The organism is Sandaracinus amylolyticus (assembly GCF_021631985.1).
Taxonomy (GTDB): domain Bacteria; phylum Myxococcota_A; class Polyangia; order Polyangiales; family Sandaracinaceae; genus Sandaracinus; species Sandaracinus amylolyticus_A.
Genome location: NZ_CP070225.1, coordinates 183,013 through 201,554, shown reverse-complemented (window position 1 = coordinate 201,554; position 18,542 = coordinate 183,013). Strand labels below are relative to the sequence as shown.

Annotated in this window: 20 protein-coding genes; 10 read left to right on the top strand and 10 right to left on the bottom strand. The window is 72.2% G+C overall.

The window, feature by feature from the left end; translation table 11 throughout:
• Nucleotides 1-57: 57 nt before the first annotated feature.
• Nucleotides 58-864, top strand: coding sequence for an SDR family NAD(P)-dependent oxidoreductase (locus I5071_RS00860; RefSeq protein WP_236519951.1), 807 nt, complete (start codon nt 58-60; stop codon nt 862-864).
• On the opposite strand, the gene I5071_RS00855 is transcribed toward I5071_RS00860, so the two are convergent.
• Nucleotides 861-2,156 (bottom strand): tetratricopeptide repeat protein, encoded by a 1,296-nt coding sequence (locus I5071_RS00855; protein ID WP_236519950.1) that lies wholly within the window; start codon nt 2,154-2,156, stop codon nt 861-863. The genes I5071_RS00860 and I5071_RS00855 overlap by 4 nt on opposite strands.
• Before the next feature lie 113 nt (nt 2,157-2,269).
• On the opposite strand from I5071_RS00855, the gene I5071_RS00850 reads away from it, so the two are divergent.
• Nucleotides 2,270-2,941, top strand: a complete 672-nt coding sequence (locus tag I5071_RS00850; protein WP_236519949.1) for a DUF1345 domain-containing protein — start codon at nt 2,270-2,272, stop codon at nt 2,939-2,941.
• Between the two features lie 3 nt (nt 2,942-2,944).
• On the opposite strand, the gene I5071_RS00845 is transcribed toward I5071_RS00850, so the two are convergent.
• Both I5071_RS00845 and I5071_RS00840 read right to left on the bottom strand, forming a co-directional pair.
• Entirely contained in the window at nt 2,945-3,610 is a 666-nt protein-coding gene (locus tag I5071_RS00845) for a sterol desaturase family protein (RefSeq protein ID WP_236519948.1), read from the bottom strand.
• Between the two features lie 26 nt (nt 3,611-3,636).
• Complete coding sequence (locus tag I5071_RS00840; protein WP_236519947.1) at nt 3,637-4,506, bottom strand: GNAT family N-acetyltransferase; 870 nt, start codon at nt 4,504-4,506, stop codon at nt 3,637-3,639.
• A gap of 56 nt (nt 4,507-4,562) precedes the next feature.
• Here I5071_RS00840 and I5071_RS00835 point away from each other — a divergent pair, with 56 nt between their 5' ends.
• Nucleotides 4,563-5,447, top strand: coding sequence for a hypothetical protein (locus tag I5071_RS00835; RefSeq protein ID WP_236519946.1), 885 nt, complete (start codon nt 4,563-4,565; stop codon nt 5,445-5,447).
• 58 nt (nt 5,448-5,505) lie between these two features.
• On the opposite strand, the gene I5071_RS00830 is transcribed toward I5071_RS00835, so the two are convergent.
• From I5071_RS00830 to I5071_RS46565, 4 genes are all read right to left on the bottom strand, one after another.
• The gene (locus I5071_RS00830; protein WP_236519945.1) at nt 5,506-6,009 is read right to left on the bottom strand and encodes a hypothetical protein; all 504 of its coding nucleotides are present in this window, start codon (nt 6,007-6,009) and stop codon (nt 5,506-5,508) included.
• Between the two features lie 75 nt (nt 6,010-6,084).
• On the bottom strand, nt 6,085-7,599 hold the full coding sequence (gene metG / locus I5071_RS00825) for a methionine--tRNA ligase (RefSeq protein ID WP_236519944.1): 1,515 nt from the start codon (nt 7,597-7,599) through the stop codon (nt 6,085-6,087).
• 236 nt (nt 7,600-7,835) lie between these two features.
• Complete coding sequence (locus I5071_RS00820) at nt 7,836-8,807, bottom strand: response regulator (RefSeq protein WP_236519943.1); 972 nt, start codon at nt 8,805-8,807, stop codon at nt 7,836-7,838.
• A 107-nt stretch (nt 8,808-8,914) separates the two neighbouring features.
• Nucleotides 8,915-10,048: an AgmX/PglI C-terminal domain-containing protein gene (locus I5071_RS46565; RefSeq protein WP_268921203.1), complete on the bottom strand. Its 1,134-nt coding sequence runs from the start codon at nt 10,046-10,048 to the stop codon at nt 8,915-8,917.
• Between the two features lie 141 nt (nt 10,049-10,189).
• On the opposite strand from I5071_RS46565, the gene I5071_RS00805 reads away from it, so the two are divergent.
• Together I5071_RS00805 and I5071_RS00800 are read left to right on the top strand one after the other, a co-directional pair.
• Entirely contained in the window at nt 10,190-10,837 is a 648-nt protein-coding gene (locus I5071_RS00805; protein ID WP_236519942.1) for a hypothetical protein, read from the top strand.
• 117 nt (nt 10,838-10,954) lie between these two features.
• Nucleotides 10,955-12,361, top strand: coding sequence for a hypothetical protein (locus I5071_RS00800; protein WP_236519941.1), 1,407 nt, complete (start codon nt 10,955-10,957; stop codon nt 12,359-12,361).
• Between the two features lie 25 nt (nt 12,362-12,386).
• On the opposite strand, the gene I5071_RS00795 is transcribed toward I5071_RS00800, so the two are convergent.
• A complete protein-coding gene (locus I5071_RS00795; protein WP_236519940.1) occupies nt 12,387-13,415 on the bottom strand; it encodes a hypothetical protein in 1,029 nt (342 codons plus the stop codon).
• A 61-nt stretch (nt 13,416-13,476) separates the two neighbouring features.
• Between I5071_RS00795 and I5071_RS00790 the strand changes: the two genes are divergently transcribed.
• Entirely contained in the window at nt 13,477-14,106 is a 630-nt protein-coding gene (locus I5071_RS00790) for a hypothetical protein (RefSeq protein ID WP_236519939.1), read from the top strand.
• Here I5071_RS00790 and I5071_RS00785 read toward each other — a convergent pair.
• On the bottom strand, nt 14,087-14,596 hold the full coding sequence (locus I5071_RS00785) for a hypothetical protein (protein ID WP_236519938.1): 510 nt from the start codon (nt 14,594-14,596) through the stop codon (nt 14,087-14,089). The two genes, I5071_RS00790 and I5071_RS00785, sit on opposite strands and share 20 nt — an antisense overlap.
• 79 nt (nt 14,597-14,675) lie before the next feature.
• Between I5071_RS00785 and I5071_RS00780 the strand changes: the two genes are divergently transcribed.
• The 3 genes from I5071_RS00780 to I5071_RS00770 all read left to right on the top strand — a co-directional run bounded on the left by I5071_RS00780 (nt 14,676) and on the right by I5071_RS00770 (nt 17,399).
• On the top strand, nt 14,676-15,242 hold the full coding sequence (locus I5071_RS00780) for a hypothetical protein (protein WP_236519937.1): 567 nt from the start codon (nt 14,676-14,678) through the stop codon (nt 15,240-15,242).
• 71 nt (nt 15,243-15,313) lie between these two features.
• Nucleotides 15,314-16,117 (top strand): TatD family hydrolase, encoded by an 804-nt coding sequence (locus I5071_RS00775; protein WP_236519936.1) that lies wholly within the window; start codon nt 15,314-15,316, stop codon nt 16,115-16,117.
• A 70-nt stretch (nt 16,118-16,187) separates the two neighbouring features.
• The gene (locus tag I5071_RS00770) at nt 16,188-17,399 is read left to right on the top strand and encodes an AI-2E family transporter (protein ID WP_236519935.1); all 1,212 of its coding nucleotides are present in this window, start codon (nt 16,188-16,190) and stop codon (nt 17,397-17,399) included.
• A 115-nt stretch (nt 17,400-17,514) separates the two neighbouring features.
• Here the strand turns inward: I5071_RS00770 and I5071_RS00765 are convergent, their stop codons facing one another.
• Complete coding sequence (locus I5071_RS00765) at nt 17,515-17,952, bottom strand: DMT family transporter (RefSeq protein WP_236519934.1); 438 nt, start codon at nt 17,950-17,952, stop codon at nt 17,515-17,517.
• Nucleotides 17,953-18,241: 289 nt separating this feature from the next.
• On the opposite strand from I5071_RS00765, the gene I5071_RS00760 reads away from it, so the two are divergent.
• Nucleotides 18,242-18,511: a hypothetical protein gene (locus I5071_RS00760; RefSeq protein WP_236519933.1), complete on the top strand. Its 270-nt coding sequence runs from the start codon at nt 18,242-18,244 to the stop codon at nt 18,509-18,511.
• Nucleotides 18,512-18,542: the final 31 nt, after the last annotated feature.

The following is an 18,542-nucleotide window of genomic DNA, read 5'->3' as shown; positions in this document are numbered from 1 at the left end:
TTAGCGCTGCTTTGCAGAGACGAGAACCTCGCTCAGGGTCGGCGCGAGGAGGCAACGATGTTCGACTTCGCAGGCAGGACGGTGCTGATCACGGGCGCGTCGTCGGGGATCGGCGAGGAGATGGCGCGACAGCTCGCGGCGCAGGGGAGCCACCTGGTGCTCGTCGCGCGCACCGAGCGCGCGCTGCGGGCGCTCGCCGACGAGCTCGGCGCCTCGCACGGCGTGCGGGTGGACGTGATCGCGCTCGACCTCGCGCGTTCGGGCGCGGCGAGCGAGGTGCGCGAGCTCGTGAGGGCGCGCGGGATCGTCGTCGACGTGCTGGTGAACAACGCGGGGTTCGCGACCCACGGGCGCTTCGAGGAGCTGCCGATCGCGCGCCAGTCGGAGGCGATCGCGCTCAACGTGGTCGCGCTGGTCGAGCTCACCCACGCGTTCTTGCCCGACGTGATCGCGCGGCGTGGTGGGGTGATCCAGGTCGCGTCGACCGCGGCGTTCCAGCCGGTGCCGTACATGGCGACCTACGGCGCGACGAAGGCGTTCGTGCTCTCGTTCAGCGAAGCGCTGTGGGCCGAGCTGCGCGATCGCGACGTGCGCGTGCTGGCGCTCTGTCCGGGCGCGACCGAGACGCGCTTCTTCGACGTGGTCGGCGCAGAGGAGGCCGCGGTGGGGCGCAAGGCGAGCCCGGCCGACGTCGTGCGCGAGGGGCTCGCCGCGTTCCGCCGCGATCGCAGCACGGTCGTGACCGGGTGGGGCAACTGGCTGCTCGCCGGCGTGTCGCGCTTCACGTCGCGCGAGATCGCCGCGCGGATCACCGCGCGGCTCACGAGGCCGCGCGGCCCGCGCGCGCTGCGTGCCGCGGTCTAGCGCAGCTCGCGCAGCGCCTGCTCGACGCGCGGACGATCGATCTCGCCGGTGCCCGCGAGCGCGCGCTGGTAGTAGTCGCGAGCACGCGTGGTGTCGCGGCGGGCGCGCATCACGTCACCGTAGAGCGCGAGCGCGGCGGCGTTGCTCGGGTGCTGCTGCAGCACGCGATCGAGGAAGCCGCTCGCGAGCACGTCGCGGTTCTGGCGCATCGCGAGCTCGGCTGCGCGCACCAGGCCGACGGGGTTGCGCGGATCGAGATCCGCGGCGTGGCGATACTGCTCGAACGCTTCCTCGTAGCGCTCGGTGCGCGCGAGCACGTCGGCGAGGGCGAGCGCGCTGCCGGGGTCGTTCGCGACGAGCGAGAGCGCGCGGCGGATCTCCTGCTCCGCGCCCGCGAGATCGCCGCGCTGCGCGAGGGCCCGGCCGAGCCCGGAGTGTGCCGGCGCGTTGTCGGCGTGGGCGCGGATCGCGGCGCGGTACGCAGCCTCGGCAGCGTCGATCTGTCCCGCGGCGAGCATCGCGTCGGCGGCCGCGACCTGCGCCTCGGGCCAGTCGGGACGGCCCTCGACGGCGCGCGCGAGGAGCGTGCGGCCTTCCTCCGACGACGAGATCAGCCGGCCGAGCGCGAGCTGGATCTCGGGATCGTTCGCGTCGAGCTCGAGCGCGCGGCGGAGCGCTCGCACCGCGTCGTCACGTCGGCCCGCGGCCGCGTAGAGACGACCGAGCCCGAGGTGCGGCTCCGCCGACGCGGGGCGCGCCTGGATCGCGCGCTGGTACGCCGCTTCGGCGTCGCTCACCGCGGCGCGGCGGCGGTGCGCCTCGGCGAGCGCGTAGAGCGCTTCGTAGTTGGTGGGCTCGCTCGCGAGCGCGACCTCGAGCTGCTCGAACGCGCGCGCGCTGCGGTTCCACACGAGGTCCGCGCGCGCATTGCACACGCGGGTGAGCACGGCGTCCGCCTGCGCGCGCGTGAGCGCCCGGCACGCACGCTCCGCCGCGGCGTGATCCTCGCGCGCGAACGCGACGCGCGCGACGTCGAAGAGCGCATCGAGCGATCCGGGCGTCAGGCGCGCGGCGCGCGTGAGCTGCGCCTCGGCCTCGCGGTACCGACCGGCGCGCAGCAGCGCGATGCCGAGGGTGCGCTGGACCGCGTGGTCGCGGGGCGCGGCGCGCGCCTCGGTGCGCAGCCGCGCGAGCTCGGTCTCCTGCGCGTGCGCCGTCGGAGGAGGAGCGACGAAGGGCGCGCTCACCGTGAGAGCGAGCGCAGCGAGCAGGGCGGCGACGACACGGCGCATCGGCAGGGCTTCCTTTCGCGCGGAGGTCCGGGCGCTCCTTAGTACCGCACTCGCGTCGGGCCGGGAACGTGGATGCTCACGCACGGCGCATGGCCGCGTTACCCTCGCGTTCCGTGCTCGAGGTCCTCGCGCGACCGATCCGCGTGGTGCGCTCGCGGCCCCGCCTGTTCGCGGGGGCGCTGGCGTCGTCGGTGCTCGGCATCGCGCTGCCGGCGTCGTGGGGCCCGGCCACGCGCGTGCTGATCGCGTGGGACGTCGGGGTGCTCGCGTACCTCGTGGTGGCGTTCACGATGATGGCGCGGTCCGACGCCGCGACGATGCGTCAGCGCGCGATCGAGCAGGACGAGGGCGCGCTGGCGATCCTCGTGCTGACGGTGCTGGCGTCGTTCGCGAGCGTGGGCGCGATCGTGGGGGAGCTCGCGTCCGACGAGACGCCGCGCGGTCTGCAGCTCGGGCTGGTCGCGGCGACGATCGTGCTGTCGTGGACGCTCGTGCACACGATGTTCGCGCTGCACTACGCGCACGAGTACGAGCTCGGTCGCGAGGACCAGCCCGACGTGCCGGCACGGATCGCGGGCGGGCTCGACTTCCAGTGCGACGAGCCGCCCGACTACGCCGACTTCGTGTACTTCGCGTTCGTGATCGGCGTGGCCGCGCAGACCGCGGACGTGGTGATCACGAGCAAGCGACTGCGCCGCTTCGCGACGGCGCACGGGATCGTGTCGTTCTACTTCAACACGAGCGTGCTCGCGCTCGCGATGAACCTCGTCGCCGGCATCTTCTGACGTTCAACGATCGCTCCGGAAGAGCCAGTCCCAGAGCGGCGTGCCGATGCCCCAGCGCGAGCCTGGCGCGAGGTGGTGGTGCTTCATGTGGTGCGCGTGCAGCGCGCGCATGACCCGGGTCGTCGGGCGTCCGTGGTGCGCGACCCAGTGCACGAGCTCGTACGCGACGTAGCCGACCGTCGCGCCCGCCATCGCGGCCCACCACGCGTCGGGGCCGAGCGCGAGGCGGAAGAGGCCTTGGAAGAGCAGCGCGATCGACACCAGCTGCACCGGTGTCGCGGCGATGCGACGGGGATCTTGGGGCCACACGTGGTGGTGCCCGTGCGCGAGCAGCGTCGCGATGCGCAGCGTCTCGCTCTCCACGCGCGCGTGGAACAGGAAGCGGTGCATCAGGTACTCGACGAGCGACCACGCGGCCCAGCCGAGCACGAAGAGGAGCGCGCCCCACCCTGCCCCGACGCCGTGCGCCCACGCGCGCCACGCGCAGATCGCGGCGAACGGCACGCCGATCAGGTAGGGCATCGCGGGGTGCGAGAGGGTGAAGACGTCGAGCAGCGCGCTGCGGTAGAGCGAAGGGCGCGCGTCCTCGCCCTTCGGGCGCAGCCCCGGCTCGCGCCACGGGAGCGCGGCGGCTTCGTTCGCTTCGTCGGTGAGGTCGCGCGAGCGCACGCGTTGCGAGTCCTAGGACTACACGTTCACGAAGCGAAGAGCACGAGCCCGAACGCGCCGCGCACCTCGAACCCGAGCGCCTCGTACGCGCGCTGCGCGGCGACGTTGATCTCCGCGGTGAAGAGCACGGCGCGCGTCGCGCCCTCGTCGCGCGCGACGAGGAGCGAGCCCGCGACGACCGCGCGCGCATACCCGCGACCGCGCAGCGCGACCGGCGTCCACACACCGCCCACCTGCGCCATGTCGGGCAGCCGCGCGTTGAACGCGGAGTACGCGACCGGCTCGCCGTGGTGCTCGATCACGAACGCATTGCCGCGCCGATGGAGCAGCTCGACGTCGGCGCGCGCGCTGCGTGCGAGCGCGGCATCGCGGGTCCTTCCGAGGAGCTCGACGCAGTAGTCCTCGCGCCACGAGGCGCAGCGATCGAGATCGTCGTCGCGGGTGCGGCGCACGCGCAGGGCGCCGGTCGTGAGCGACGCGGGGACGCGCATCGCGCCGAGCTCGAGCGCGTAGAGACGCTCGGGGCTGTCGAGCGTCGTAGGTCGTCGCGAGAGACCGAGCGCCTCGCGCGCACCGACCGTCTGATCGTGAGGGCCCGCGAAGCCCGCGATCTCGCGCCCGCGTGCGCGCGTCGCCTGGACGACGGCGTGCACCACGTCGGGCAGGGCCACCGGCGCCTGCACGATGATCATGCCGTTCCACGCGTGCGCGGCGATTGCGACGATGCGATCGGCGTCGAACGCCGCGGCCCACGTGCCCTGGAGCGGCTCGCCCTCGTCGACGAGCCCGGCCGCGCGGAGGTTCGCGCGCAGGAACATCGAGGACTCGGCGTGTGCGACGAGGAACGCCTCGGCGCGCGCCTCGTCGCCCGGCGCGAGCAGTCGGATGCTGGTCATCGCCGACGTCATACCGAGGGCGCACGGAGCGCGCGAGGCGGCTAAGCTGCGACGAGATGTGCAACGCGCGAGCGCCGATGCCCGGGACGCCGAGCCGGGGACGCGAGCCCGATGCGCGATCGAGCGCCGCGCTCGTCGCGCTCGCGATCGCGCTCTCGATGGGCTGCACCGTGTCGGCGACGATCGGCGAGACCGACGGCGGCGGACGGCGCGCGCCCGACGGAGACATCGAGCCGCAGTGCACGCCCGTCGCGTGCGGCACACGCACCTACGCGTGCGGCGATTGCATCGACCAGGACGACGACGGACGCGCGGATGCCGCGGACCCCGAGTGCATCGGGCCGTGCGACGACAGCGAGGAGATCCTCGGGGTCGCGATCCCGGGCGGCGACGGCGCGGGGTGCTCGCTCGACTGCTACTTCGATCCCAACCAGGGCTCGGGCGACGACGGGTGCGAGTGGGACCACCGCTGCGATCCACTCGGCCCCGATCCGCGCGCCAGCTGCGCGCCGCGCGATCCGCCGCCGGCTGATGCGCGGTGCCCCGAGACCCAGAGCGAGACGTGCAACGCGCGGTGCGGGGCGCTCACGCCCAACGGGTGCGACTGCTTCGGGTGCTGCAACCTGCCGGTGGGGAGCGATCGGTTCGTGTTCGTCGGATCGGTCGACGAGGACGACGAGCCGTCGTGCAACGCGTCGGGGCTCGACGATCCGACGCGCTGTCGTCCGTGCACGCCGGTGCTCGACTGCTTCAACGAGTGCGACACGTGCGAGCTGTGCGTCGGACGGACGCGCCTGCCCTCGAGCTGCACCGAAGGCGAGGACGGCGGCGCGCCGGTGCAGCGCTGCGCGCCGGGCGTGCAGGCGTGCGGGCTCCCGGGCGAGCCGGGGTGCCCCGCGACCTACTACTGCGTCACCGGCTGCTGCGTGTACTTCGGCTGAGCACGTCATGCGCGCGACGCATGATGCCGGGCCGCATCATGCGCGCGCTGCATGCCGCTCATTCGTCGGGATGGTTGCGCGCCCAGTACGAGAGGAGCGCGTTGTCGTCGACGATGCGCGAGTGGTAGTGGCCCCAGACGTCGGTGACCATCACGCACGCACCCTGGCTGAGGCGCGGCGTCAGATAGATCGCGTAGTAGTCGGCGCCGCTCCCGTCGTCGACGGGGCCCAGGCGATCGAGCTTCTTGCCGGTGACCGGTGAGAAGAGCTCGAGGCGCGCGCCGAGCGGCAGATCGGTCATGCCGATCTTGCGGCGATCTCCGTGGATCGGCGAGAGATGCACGAGCCCCTCGCGGCCATCGGTGCGCACCTTGAGCGTGACCGCGGGGTGGCCGTCGAACTCGACGTCGCCGACGCCGACCAGGCTCTCGCCGTCGGGCCCGAACGCCTGCGTGACGACGACGGTCACACCGCCCGCGACCGGCACCAGGCTGTCGCGCGGCGCGTCGAGGTCGCCCTCGACCTTCAGGTTGTCCTCGTCGATGTGCTTCCGATCGACCATGTGCTCCCTCAGCGGGCCCGCATACCACGCGTACCACGGGGGCGTCGACACCTCGTGCACGCGAGGTGTCGCGCGTCAGCGCGCGATGCGCGGGAAGATCGGCGCGCCTCGACGCACGCGCAGCCCCGGCGCGTCGAGCGCGTCGAGGTCGTCGGCGCCGAGCTGGTGGGCGATCGCGCGAGCGGTCGTGGGCAGCAGCGGCGCGAGCACGATCGCGACGACGCGCAGCGCGTCGGCGAGATGGAACAGCGTGGTCTCGAGCGCGGCGCGCGCCGCGGGATCGCGGGCGAGCGACCACGGCGCGCGGCGATCGGCGTAGGTGTTCGCCGCGAGCACGACCCGCGAGATCGCGCTCGCCGCGTCGTGCGGCGCGAAGCGATCGAGCGCCTCGTCGACACCGGTCGCGAGCGCATCGACCTCGGCGCGCAGCGCGTGCTCGAGCTCGCCCTCGTGCGCGGCGTGCGCGCTCGGGACGTGCCCGCCCGCGCGCTCGATCAGCGTGACGGTGCGCGCGACGAGGTTGCCGAGCTGGTTCGCGAGCTCCGCGTCGTGCACCGCGACGAAACGATCGAGCGAGAAGTCGCCGTCACGATCGACGGGGAGATGGCGCAGCAGGAACCAGCGCACCGCGTCGGTCCCGTGGCGCGCGACGAGCTCGAACGGCGAGATCGCAGCCGCGCCCGACTTCGCGATCTTCGCGCCTTCGACCGTCACGTAGCCGTGCACGAAGAGCCGCGTGGGCCAGGGCTCGCGCGCGGCCGAGAGCAGCGCCGGCCAGAGCGCGGCGTGGAAGCGCAGGATGCCCTTGCCGAGCACGTGCACGCGCTCGCGCGCGTCGCGCCACGACGTGCGGAACGCGTCGTCGTCGTCGCCGTACCCGATCGCCGACGCGTAGCTCGCGAGCGCGTCGAGCCACACCCAGATCACCTGCGTGTCGTCACCGGGCACCGGGATCGCCCAGCCGCGCGCGCGACGCACCGAGCGCGACACGCTCACGTCGCGCAGGCCGGCGCGCAGGAGCGCGAGCACTTCGCGTCGATGGGCCTCGGGCTCGATGCGCAGCCGTCCTTCGTCGATCGCGCGGGCGATGGTCTCGCCGTGCGCGGAGAGGCGGAGGAACCAGTTGTCCTCCTCGATGCGCTCGAGCGCGGCGTGCGGGTGCTCGTCGCATCGCTCTTCGCCCTCGTCGACGAAGCGCTCGCAGCCTGCGCAATAGAGCCCACGATAGGGCGCGCGATAGAGCTCACCGCGCTCGGCGAGGGCGCGCCAGAGACGCTCGACCGCAGCGCGATGACGCGGCTCGCTGGTGCGCACGAACACGTCGGTGGAGAGATCGAGCGTGTCGCGGAGCGCGGCGAAGCGCGCGGCGTTGGTGCGCACGAGCTCGGCGACCGAGACGCCGGCGCGCTCGGCGGCGAGCACGTTCTTGAGGCTGTGCTCGTCGGAGCCGGTCACGAAGCGCACGTCGTGCCCGCGAGCGCGCGCGTGTCGCGCGACGACGTCGGCGAGGACGGCCTCGTAGGCGAAGCCGAGGTGCGGCTCGGCGTTGACGTAGGGGATGGCGGTCGAGACGTAGAACGGGATCGTCATGGCGGCGTGCTCCTCACGCCGGCCCGCGTTCTTCCGAGATCACGTCGTCACGCTCACCACGACGGCGCGCCTCGCGAAGGGCGCGGCCGGTCGTGCGTGATGCGAGTGGAACGGATCAGGCAGTCGTCGGCGCGTGCGCCCCGCAGATGCGGGGCATCGACATGAGCGCGCCGGACGTGTGATCGGAGATCACGGCAGACAGTGTTCGACGGGAAGGCGGGCGGAGCAACTACCGCTCAGTCCTCGATGAGGTTGTCGATCTGCGCCTTCACCTTCGCGAAGCGGCGCAGGTAGTCGGTGTGCTCGGCGCGGAACGCCTGGATGAGCCGGCGCTCCTGCGCCTTCGTCGCGAGCTCGCCGGTCAGCTTCTTCACCGCGTTCACCAGCTGCTCGGGCTTGTCGAAGGGGCGGATCACTCCGTCGACCTGACCGCGCTCGATGCGATCGATGTGACCCTCCGCGCCCATGCGGTGATAGAGCAGACCGAGCAGCTCGCTGCGCTCGGCCTGGAGCGTCTTGATCACCATCGAGCCGCGCAGATCCGGGAGCTCCGCGTTCGCGACGATGATGTCGATGCGCTCGCGCGAGCCGCGATCGAGCGCGGCACCGCCGCTGTTGTCGGCGAGGATCTCCCAGCTCTCCTTCGTCACGAGCGGGGCGAGCGCGTTGAGGAAGTCTCCGTCTCCGTCGACGAAGAGGACCTTCGGGCGCATCGGCGGCGCGGCCATCGACACGTCGGCGTACGTGCGGCGCGCGAGCTCGAGGATCACCTTGAACGAGTCGTTCAGCACCGTGCGCACGTCGCGGTGCAGCTCGCCGCCCTCGTCGCGCGCCTTGTACCGCGCGACCCCGGTCTCGACCGCGGCGCGCATGTGCTCGACCTGATCGGGCGCCTTCACGATCACGTCCTGCACGCCGAGGCGCATCGCGGCGACCGCGCCCTCGAACGAGCGACGGCTCGTCAGCAGGATCACCGCCGTCTGTCGCGAGCGCTCGCGCACGAAGCGCACGAGCTCGAGGCCGGCGCTCGGCGTGTCGACGTCGAGATCGATCAGCGCGGCGGGGAAGAACTTGTTCGTGACGTAGTCGCGGGCCTCGGGCCCGGTGCGCGCCGCGGTGCAGACGAAGCCCTTCTGATCGAAGAAGCGACGGAGCCCCTCGCGATCGCGATCCACCGAGTCGACGATCAGCAGCTCCTCACCCGCCATCCGCGTTGCTCCTCGAACGAGAGTGTCGTCGGGAAGCGCGGAAGTGAGAAGAGAGAAGCGAACGTCCGATCCGGGCAGAACGGCCAGGCCGGATCGGACAACGCCGATCAGCGCGAGAAGGGCATCTGCATCGGGAGCTCGTCGACGCCCTCGGGCGGACGCGGCAGGCGCCACTCCTCGACCTGACGCTGCAGGCACGCGGCGAGCGCGTCGCGGCCCGTGGTGTTCCGCTCCACGCGCGCACCGATGACCTCGCCCGAGCCCTGGATCGTGAAGCCGATCACGACCGTGCCCCGCACCGCCTGCTGGTCGACGCGCGACTCGTGGTCGAAGCACATCTGGGCGCGGCGGATGTAATACTCGCGGATGTAGCGACGCACGTGCACGGCGTACGCGTCCATCAGCACGTCTTCTTCTTCGCCCTCGGGCACGCCGCCCGCGCGCTCCCAGTCGACGCTGCCGGTCGACGTGCCACCGCCGGTGCCGGTCGAGGGCTCTGTGCCGGGATCGACCGGCGTCGTTGCGCCACCCGCCGATGCACCGCCGCCCGTCGATGCACCGCCGGTCGATGAACCGCCGCCCGTCGATCCACTGCCGCCCGTCGATGCACCGCCGCCCGTCGATCCACCGCCGCCAGTCGATGCACTGCCGCCCGTCGATCCACCGCCGCCCGTCGATCCACCGCCACCCGTCGATCCACCGCCAGTCGAGGCGCTCCCACCGGTCGATGCGCTTCCGCCGCCCGTCGACGTGGTGCCGCGCGGTCGCGTCGTGCCGCCCGTCTGCTTGGTCACGCGCGGCGTGCCGGGCACGAAGTCGATGTCGTCCGGGAGCTCTTCGCCCGCCGGCACCGGCTCGCCGATCTCGATCGGCTCCTCGTCCGTCTCGGCCGGCGCCTCGGCGACCGGCGGCGGCTCTCCGGGCCGCATCATCACGAACATCCCGCCTGCGCCGAGCCCGAACAGCGCGAGCCCCGCCGCGATCAGGATCCCCCAGGTGCGACGCCCCGAGCGCACGCCGATCGCCTCGAGCGAGACCCTCGACCCGCTCATCGTCGTGCTGGTGCCCGCGCTCGCCGCGGTGCTCGTCCCACTGCTCGTCGCGCCGGTGGTCGCGCGCGTCGCGCCGATCGGCCCACCCGGCTCGCCCGGCGCGGCGATCTGCGCGCCGCACATGTTGCAGAAGCGCGCGTCGTCCGTGTTGCGGGCACCGCACGACTGACAGAAGACCATCGACGCCATCTCCTCGCGCGCGAGCCTATCAGAGCGCTCGTGCTCCGACGGCCGAGCGCACCCTCGCAATCAATCCGTTCGGCGGACCGAGCCTGCACATCTTTGCAGCGCGCTCGATCTCGACCGATCCGGAGCCTACAGTCGCGCCCCGTGCACCGCGTGCTCCCATCGCTGATCGCCCTCGCCTGCTCCTTCGCGCCCGCGATCGCGCACGCCGACGGGGGCGACACGGTGTACGGCCGGCTCTCGGGCGATCTCGTGCTCAGCGCCGGCATCGGCGGTGGCGTGGTCGTGAACGATCGCGTCGGCCCGGAGATCACCGGCACCACGACGGTCGAGCTGCGCGCGCGACTGCTCGACAGCGGCGGCCTCGTGATCGCGCCCGAGTGGCGGCCCGAGGGCGACGATCGCGTCGTGATCGGCGTCGACGTGCGCCCGCTCTTCCTGCTGCGCTTCCTCCTGAACCTGCAGTCGGGCGATGCGTGGCTCGATCTCTTCGTCGACTCGATCGGCATCGATCTCGGGGTCGCGATCGGTCCCTTCGACGACGACGTGGGGCTCGCGACCGCGCTCGGCCTCGGCATCGACGTGCCGCTCTTCCTGCCCGACGGCGTGTTCGGCGGCGTGTTCTTCCGCGTCGCGACGCGCTGGGTCGGCGCGCTCTCGACGGATCAGCTCGCGCCGACCGGAGGCACCAACGATCTCGTGGTGCTCGGCGTGCTGACGGTGCGGGGCGTCGCGAACCTCGGGCTCGGGGGCTGGGAGCCCGCGACCTATCGGGTGCGCGTCGAAGAGTGACGTCGCTCACCCGCGCCGAGGGGTTCGGGACGCGGTGTCGGACGGGATATGGCGGAGCGGTTTCGATTCCTCTACCGTCTTCAAGCTCTTCTTTCTTCTTCTCTGCGGAGACGAATCATGTCCTCCACGCGCCTCGCTCTCCTCTCGTCGCTCGCGATCGCAGCGCTCGCACTGTCCGCGTGCGGCCGCTCCACGCTGCGCACCGGACCGATCGACGGATTCGACGCGGGGCCACAGGTCGACGGCGACGTCCCTCCGCCTCCCGACGCGCCGGGCTCCGACGCGCCCGCGGCACGCTGCGGCGACGGCCGCTGCAACCCGAGCGAGACCTGCGACTCCTGCGCGGTCGACTGCGGCGCGTGCGGCGGGTGCGGCGACGGAACGTGCTCGGACGACGAGACGTGCACGATCTGCCCGACCGACTGCGGCATCTGCGATACCTGCGACGACGGCACCTGCGATCCCACCGAGAGCTGTCGCAGCTGCCCCGCCGACTGCGGTGCCTGCACGAGCTGCGGCGACGGCACGTGCAACGAGGGCGAGAGCTGCTTCTCGTGCCCCGGTGACTGCGGCGCGTGCGCGCGCTGCGGCGACGGAACCTGCGGCACCGGCGAGACGTGCTCGTCGTGCGCGGCGGACTGCGGTCGCTGCGAGACCTGCGGCAACGGGATGTGCGACGGCGGCGAGACGTGCGCGACGTGCGCGACCGACTGCGGTCGCTGCGTGCGCTGCGGCGATCGGATGTGCTCGAGCACCGAGACCTGCAGCTCGTGCCCCGAGGACTGCGGCCGCTGCGAGACCTGCGGCAACGGCACGTGCAACGCGGCGACCGAGGACTGCAGCACCTGCCCGATGGACTGCGGCGTGTGCAGCACGTGCGGCGACCGCCGCTGCGACGCGGCGCGCGGCGAGACGTGCGGCTCGTGCCCCGAGGACTGCGGCGCGTGCTCGCGCTGTGGCCCGGGCACTCCGGGCGCGGGCTTCTGCGAGCCGCCCGACGAGGACTGCTTCTCGTGCCCCGCGGACTGCGGTGAGTGCGATCCCTGCGGCGACGGAACGTGCGACGCGGCGGCGGGCGAGACGTGCTTCACGTGCAGCGAGGACTGCGGTCGCTGCACGGGCTGCGGCGATGGTCGCTGCAGCGGCACCGAGAGCTGCTCGAGCTGCGCGGCGGACTGCGGCTCGTGCGCGTTCTGCGGCAACATGCGCTGCGAGAGCTCGCGCTCCGAGACCTGCGTGAACTGCCCGAGCGACTGCGGCATGTGCGAGCTCAACTCGTGCAGCGAGAGCTTCATGTGCGTGCTCGGCTGCTTCGAGTTCGGCGGCGGCGGCATCCCCGACTTCAACCTCTCGTGCATCTTCGCGTGCGGCGCGCAGACGTGCCCGAGCGCGCAGGTCTTCCTCGACGAGGCCGTGAACTGCGCGATCAACGCGTTCGTGGGCGGCGACTGCCGCGACATCTCGTGCGTGACCCGCGAGTGCCGCGGCCCGATCACGCGCTGCATCACGCACACCGGCTGCTGAGGCGCGGCCACGCGCGCGGCGGAGCTCAATCGCTCACGCCGCGCGCGTCGAACCGCAGGCCCGCGTCGAGCTCGCGCATCACCGACAGCATCACGTCGAGCGGGACCAGCTCGTCGACGAGGAAGGTGCCGGCGACGCGTCCGCCCCGTCGCGCGAGCACCAGCGCAGTCGCGGCGATCGCGACGCCGCCCGCGTCGAATCCGTCGTCGAACGAGAGCATCGCGACGTGCTCGCGCCGCTCGCGACGCGCCCGCGCCACCAGCCCCACGCGCGTGGCCACCGAGCGCAGCAGCACCCGCCGCAAGAAGCGGAAGTACGCCCGGAAGAACGCGCCGAACAAGCGACTGCGCACGAGCCCGATCGGCAGCGCCAGGAACGCGCGGCGCAGCCAGCTCGGCGAGGGCGCCATGTACATCGCGACGTCGTCCGCGCCCGTGCTCGCGTGCACCATCACCGGCTCGGCGAACGCCACGTGCACCGTCGCGCGCTCTCCTTCGACGAATTGCATCGAAGGCCCCGGCGCGATCGGCGGTGCATCCACCCGCGCTCCGCGGCGCACCACGCGCGTCGTCGTCGCGACCGCGTCGGCCATCAGATCGATCGTCCCGCCGCCCGCGCCCGAGAAGGGCGAGCTCGTCACGCCGATCTCGATCGACGTCGCGCCGCCGACCTCGCGCGATGCGTGCGCCGCGAGCGCGTTGCTGATCCCGGTGAAGATCCCCGCGCCCAGCACCAGCGCGCCGTGCGCGTCACGCCCGCGGTACGCGTCGAGCAAGCGCTCGACCACCACGCGGTCCGAGCTCGCCTCGAGCAGCACGAGCCCGCGCGCGAGACAGAAGTCCGCGAGCGCATCGGGTGGAGCGAGGTGCGAGCTCGACGCGTTCACCACCACGCTCGCTCCCTCGAGCGCGGCGAACGTCTCGGGTCGATGCAGGTCGACCACGAGCTCACCGCTGCGCCCGGCGGACACGACCTCGACGCCTTTCGCGTTCCGCAGGGCGCGGACGGCCCGCGACCCCAGGAACCCGTGCCCTCCGATCACGACGATCCGCACGAGGGCGATCGTAGGGGCATTTTGCGGGAATCGACGAGCCGGGCTCCGACGTACCCTCGACGTGCGCGCGCTCTTCGTCGCCTTCGCCGTCGTGATCGTGGCCGCACCGGCCCGGGCCCAGGCGCCGATCGTCTCCGCGGATCACGTGCGGATCGGGGCCATCGAGGTGCCCGGCTATCCCCCACCGCGTCCCGATGGATCGGTCGGGACCGGCGCGCGCCATCGTCGCGCTCGCCTCACCCACGCGGTGCTCGATCGGTCGGGCACGCTCGTCGCGATCGCGGGCGCGTGCTTCGGCACGAGCGGCGTGACGGTGCCGGTCACGCCCTCGTGCGCGCCGAGCTTCGTGCGCATCCATCGCGTCGCCGACGGAGCACTGGTGCGCGAGCTCGCGATCCCGTGGCCCGTCGTCGCCGACGAGACGTCGGTGCTCGCGATGAGCTTCGACCCCGACGCGCGCCGCATCGCGGTGCTCACGCGCGTGCGCTGGTCCGACTGCTCGGCGCTCGGCACCGAGCTCCACCTCGCGGTGCTGCGCATCGACGACGGCGCGCTCCTCTCCGAGCGCACGCTCTGGCGTCGCGGCGCGGGCGGAGATCACGCGATCACGTTGCGCGGCGACGAGCTCGAGTGGACGACCCGCTGGGGCGCGCGCTCGCGCGCCCGCACGATCAGTCTTCGAGCGCGCTGAGGTCCATGCCCTCTTCGACGCGCAGCCACATCGCGGTCTGATCGCCTTCGTAGATCAGCTTCGCGCCCTGGTAGAAGCGCAGGTCGTAGCGCGCGAGCACGCGCTTCGCGCCGCGCCGCACCAGCTTCGCGATGCACTCGAGCTCCATCGGCTCGCCGGGCGACGCGAGCGCGCGGAACCGCGCGTTGTGGATGCGCCCGCCGTAGCCGATCCATCCGTCCGCGTGGCGCAGGCCGAGCACGTAGTAGGCGTGCGCGAAGCCGACCATGCCCGTCATGTGCACCATGAGCCCACCGCTCACGTGGCGCGGATGACGCACCGGATGGGCGCGCTGCTCGCGCGTCAGCGGCAGCTCGTCGTGCGTGGGCATGCGCGCACGCACCATGTTCGCCGCGGGATCGACGGCGAGGATCGCATCGATGAGGAGCCCGCCCGGGCCGTAGGGACAGTCGGCGACGAACTCGGGATCGACGGGTCTCGGGAAGTCCACGGCGCGCGAGGTTGCCGCGCGGAGATGGGTCGCGCCAGTCGCACACGTCGCCGCGAGTTGCGGTAAGGTCGTTCACGCGATGGCCGAGCCCCTCAGCACGACGAAGAAGAGCGCGAGCGACGACGACGACGACGTGAGCGTGGCGACGCCCGCGGCACCGAGCACGACGAGCAAGGCGCAGTCGCCGCTGCAGATCGCGCTGCGGGTGCTCATCGGGTTCGGCGGGCTCGCGCTCCTCGTGGGCTTCTTCCTGCCGTGGTACCGCGAGAGCGGCGTCGGGGATCGCGCCGGCACGTTCGTCGAGCACAGCGGGCTCACGCTCGCGACGAGCACGAACGGCATGCTGGTCGGCACCCTCGCGCCGCTTCTGTTCCTCGTGCCCGCGCTCGGCATCGCGCTCACCGCCGTTGCGTTCATGGGGTTCCGCTGGTCGGCGCAGGTCGCGGTCGGCGTCGCGGTCGGGCTGATCGGCTACACGCTCTACGTGCTGCTCACGATGTTCGTGCAGCACACCGCGCTCGGGCTCTGGGTCGTCGCGGCGAGCGTGTTCCTCGTGCTGCTGCTCGGCGTCGTCGCATGGATGACCGGTCGCGAGCCGCGCAAGAAGGACGAGCCGGACGAGGACACCGAGCCCGCGAAGCCCTGAGGGCCCATGAACGAGTCGGTCGCTCTCGCCGATCGACTTGCTCATGACCGGGCCCTAGAACTGCGCCCTTCATGGGCCTGTTCGACGTCCACGCACACCTCACCCACCCCGAGCTCGCACCGCGCGTCGACGACGTGATCGCGAACGCGCGCGCCGCGGGCGTCACGACGATCGTCTCGAACGGGCTCAACCCCACCGACAACGAGGCGGTGCGCGCGCTCGCCGCGCGAGCGCCGATCGTGAAGCCCGCGTTCGGCTTCTATCCGGTCGACACCGTGCTCCGCGAGATGGAGGCGATGGGCGTCGACTATCCGCGCGACGTCCCGCCCGTCAGCGCGGAGGAAGGCGTCGCGTGGGTACGCGATCACGCGCGCGAGGCGTTCGCGATCGGCGAGATCGGCCTCGACGGATACTGGGTGCCCGAGGCGCTCTGGGACGCGCAGGAGAAGGTCTTCCGCGCGCTCGTGGCGATCGCGCTCGAGCACGACAAGCCGATCATCATCCACACCCGCAAGCGCGAGCGGCGCGCCCTCGAGATCCTCGACGAGATGGGCGCGAAGCGCGTCGACTGGCACTGCTTCGGCGGCCGCGTGAAGCTTGCGAGAGAGATCGCGGATCGCGGTCACTGGCTCTCGATCCCCGCGAACGCGCGCCGCAACGAGGCGTTCACGCGCATGCTCGAGACGCTCCCGCGCGACAAGGTGCTGCTCGAGACCGACTGTCCCTACCTCGCACCCGAGCCCGGACAGCGCAGCGAGCCCGCGCACGTCGCGGGCACCGCCGCGTTCGCGGCCGAGCTCTGGAAGTGCAGCGAGGACGAAGTGCGCGCGCGCATGAGCGACAACTTCGCGGCGCTCTTCGGCGCGGCGCCGTGACGCGATCGTGACCGTGCGCGGCGGGTGCGTCGCGTGACGGGCCCTCACCGGGGGGCTAGGTTGTCGATCCATGCGAGACGCGGCGCCGGTGAAGACCGTGCTGGTCCTCGCCGCGCTCGTCGTGGTCATCGCGGGGCTGCGGGTGGCCGGCGGGTTCTTCCTGCCGTTCATCACTGCGCTCTTCCTCGCGGTGATCTCGGCGCCGGTGGTGCGCTTCCTCGAGAACCGGGCGCGCTTGCCCGAGGCGCTCGCGATCCTGCTGACGGTGCTGCTCGACGTCGGGCTCGTCGTGGGGTTCGGCGCGCTGCTGTGGACGTCGCTGCCCGGCTTCGTCGAGGCCGTGCCGAGGTACCAGCTCGCGCTCGACAACCTCGCGCACTCGGCGGTGGACGCTGCGCGCGTGTGGCGCCTGCCCGTCGACTACGGGCTGCTCGAGGAGCTCCAGTCCGCCGGCGCGGTGATGGGTGTGGTCGGCGACCTCGTGCACGAGGTCACGCAGATCGTGAGCAACACCCTGATGGTGCTCCTGCTCCTCGGGTTCCTGCTCTTCGAGACGCGGGGCGCGAGAGAGAAGCTGCACCTGCTGCTCGGGCGCGCGAACCCGCACATCGAGAAGACCGCGATCGCCGCGTACGAGGTGCAGCGATACCTCGTCGTGAAGACCGTGCTCTCGGTCCTCACCGGCGTGCTCACCGGGTGCTGGATGGCCGTGTGCGGGCTGGACTTCCCGCTGCTCTGGGGCTTGCTCGCGTTCCTGCTGAACTACATCCCGTCGCTGGGCCCCGCGATCTCGCTGGTGCCGCCGGTGCTCGTCGCGCTGCTCACGCTCGGACCGGGGGGCGCGGCCGCGGTCGCGGCGGGTCACCTCTCGATCGGGTTCGTCATCGGCAACGTGCTCGAGCCGCGCTTGATGGGGAAGACGCTCGGGCTCTCCACGCTCGTCGTGTTCGTCTCGATGTTCTTCTTCTTCTGGCTGTGGGGCCCCGTCGGCGCGCTCTTCGCGGCACCGCTCACGATGCTGCTGCGCAGCGCGCTCGAGGTGAACGAGGAGACGCGATGGATCGCGATCCTCCTCGGCTCGCACGAGTACGTGGAGAGCAAGCGGCGCGAGTGGGGATGGAAGACGCTCGACGAGCGCGCGAGCGGGATGCCTCCGCCTCCTCCGCCGCCGCCCTCGCGCGAAGGCGAGGTGAAGCCGCCCGAGGCGCCGCCGGTCGACGAGATGATCGACACCCTCCATCAGGTGCGCGAGCCCGGCGTCGGCAAGGACGCCGCGGAGTGACGGCGCCTCATTCTCGAAGACCGCCGAAAAAATCGGCTCGCCCGCCGGTCCCTACCGTCCGCGCGCTTCGCGCGCTCCCGTCCGCGACCTGCGGGACGAGCACTCCGGCAAGAGCTCACCGCCTCATGAAGTAGAGCGCCGCGGCGAGCAGAGGCAGCGCCATCGCGCGTCGCCAGTCCATCGCGCGCGCTTCGATCCCGAACCACCCGAAGTGATCGATCACCATCGCCGTGGTGAGCTGCCCCGCGAGCGCGGCGACCATCATCGTCGTCACGCCGATGCGCGGTACGGCCACGATGATCGTGGTGACGTACGCCACGCCGAGCGCACCGCCGATCCACTGCCACCACGGCACGGACGAGAGCTGCCTCAGCGAGCCTCCACCACCCGTCAGCGCCGCGACGATCCCCGCGAGGACGACGCCGGTCGCGAACGACACGAACGTGGCGTTGTACACGCCGACCGAGCGCGCGAGCGCCGCATTGATCGGTGACTGGAACGCGATCATCGCGCCCGCGATGATCATCAAGCCCACGAACACTCCGAGCTGCATGGAGCGCGCATCGTAGTACCTCTCTGCACCACGCGCGCACGTTCGCCACGCAGCGAGGCAGGAGTCCACGCCGACCGAGGGATTACGCGACGCACGCACGCCACTCGGCGAGCGGCACGAGGCTGGCAGTGGCCGACGAACGGTGTGAGGCGCGGGCCTGGAGCGACCGCTCGCGGGGCCCCACGAAGAGGCTGCATCGACGAGCGCGGAGGGCCCGAGCTCGTCGTGCTCTGGACCTCCGGAGATCGGACGATCTCTCCGGAGAGGAGGTATCGCCATGAGCGGCGGAATGGCCCTGACCGAATGGCTCCTCTCGCTCGGATCGCGAGACGCGCATCGGAAGCTCCTCGAGGAGGCGGGCAGCTTGCCCGCTGCCGCGTGGCGGCTCGCGAAGGCGCGCTGCGTGACCGCGCCGATGCCGTCCGAGGTGCCGACGACGCGCGAGCTGCGCGGCGCGGCCCGCGAGATCGCGCGACACGCGGGGCTCGGAGACGAAGTGCCCACGGGCACCGTGCTCGCGAGCGAGTGCGAGGCGATGGGCCTGCTCGTGATCGGGTGATTCGTGCGGGAGCACGCGCCTCGGGGGAGGC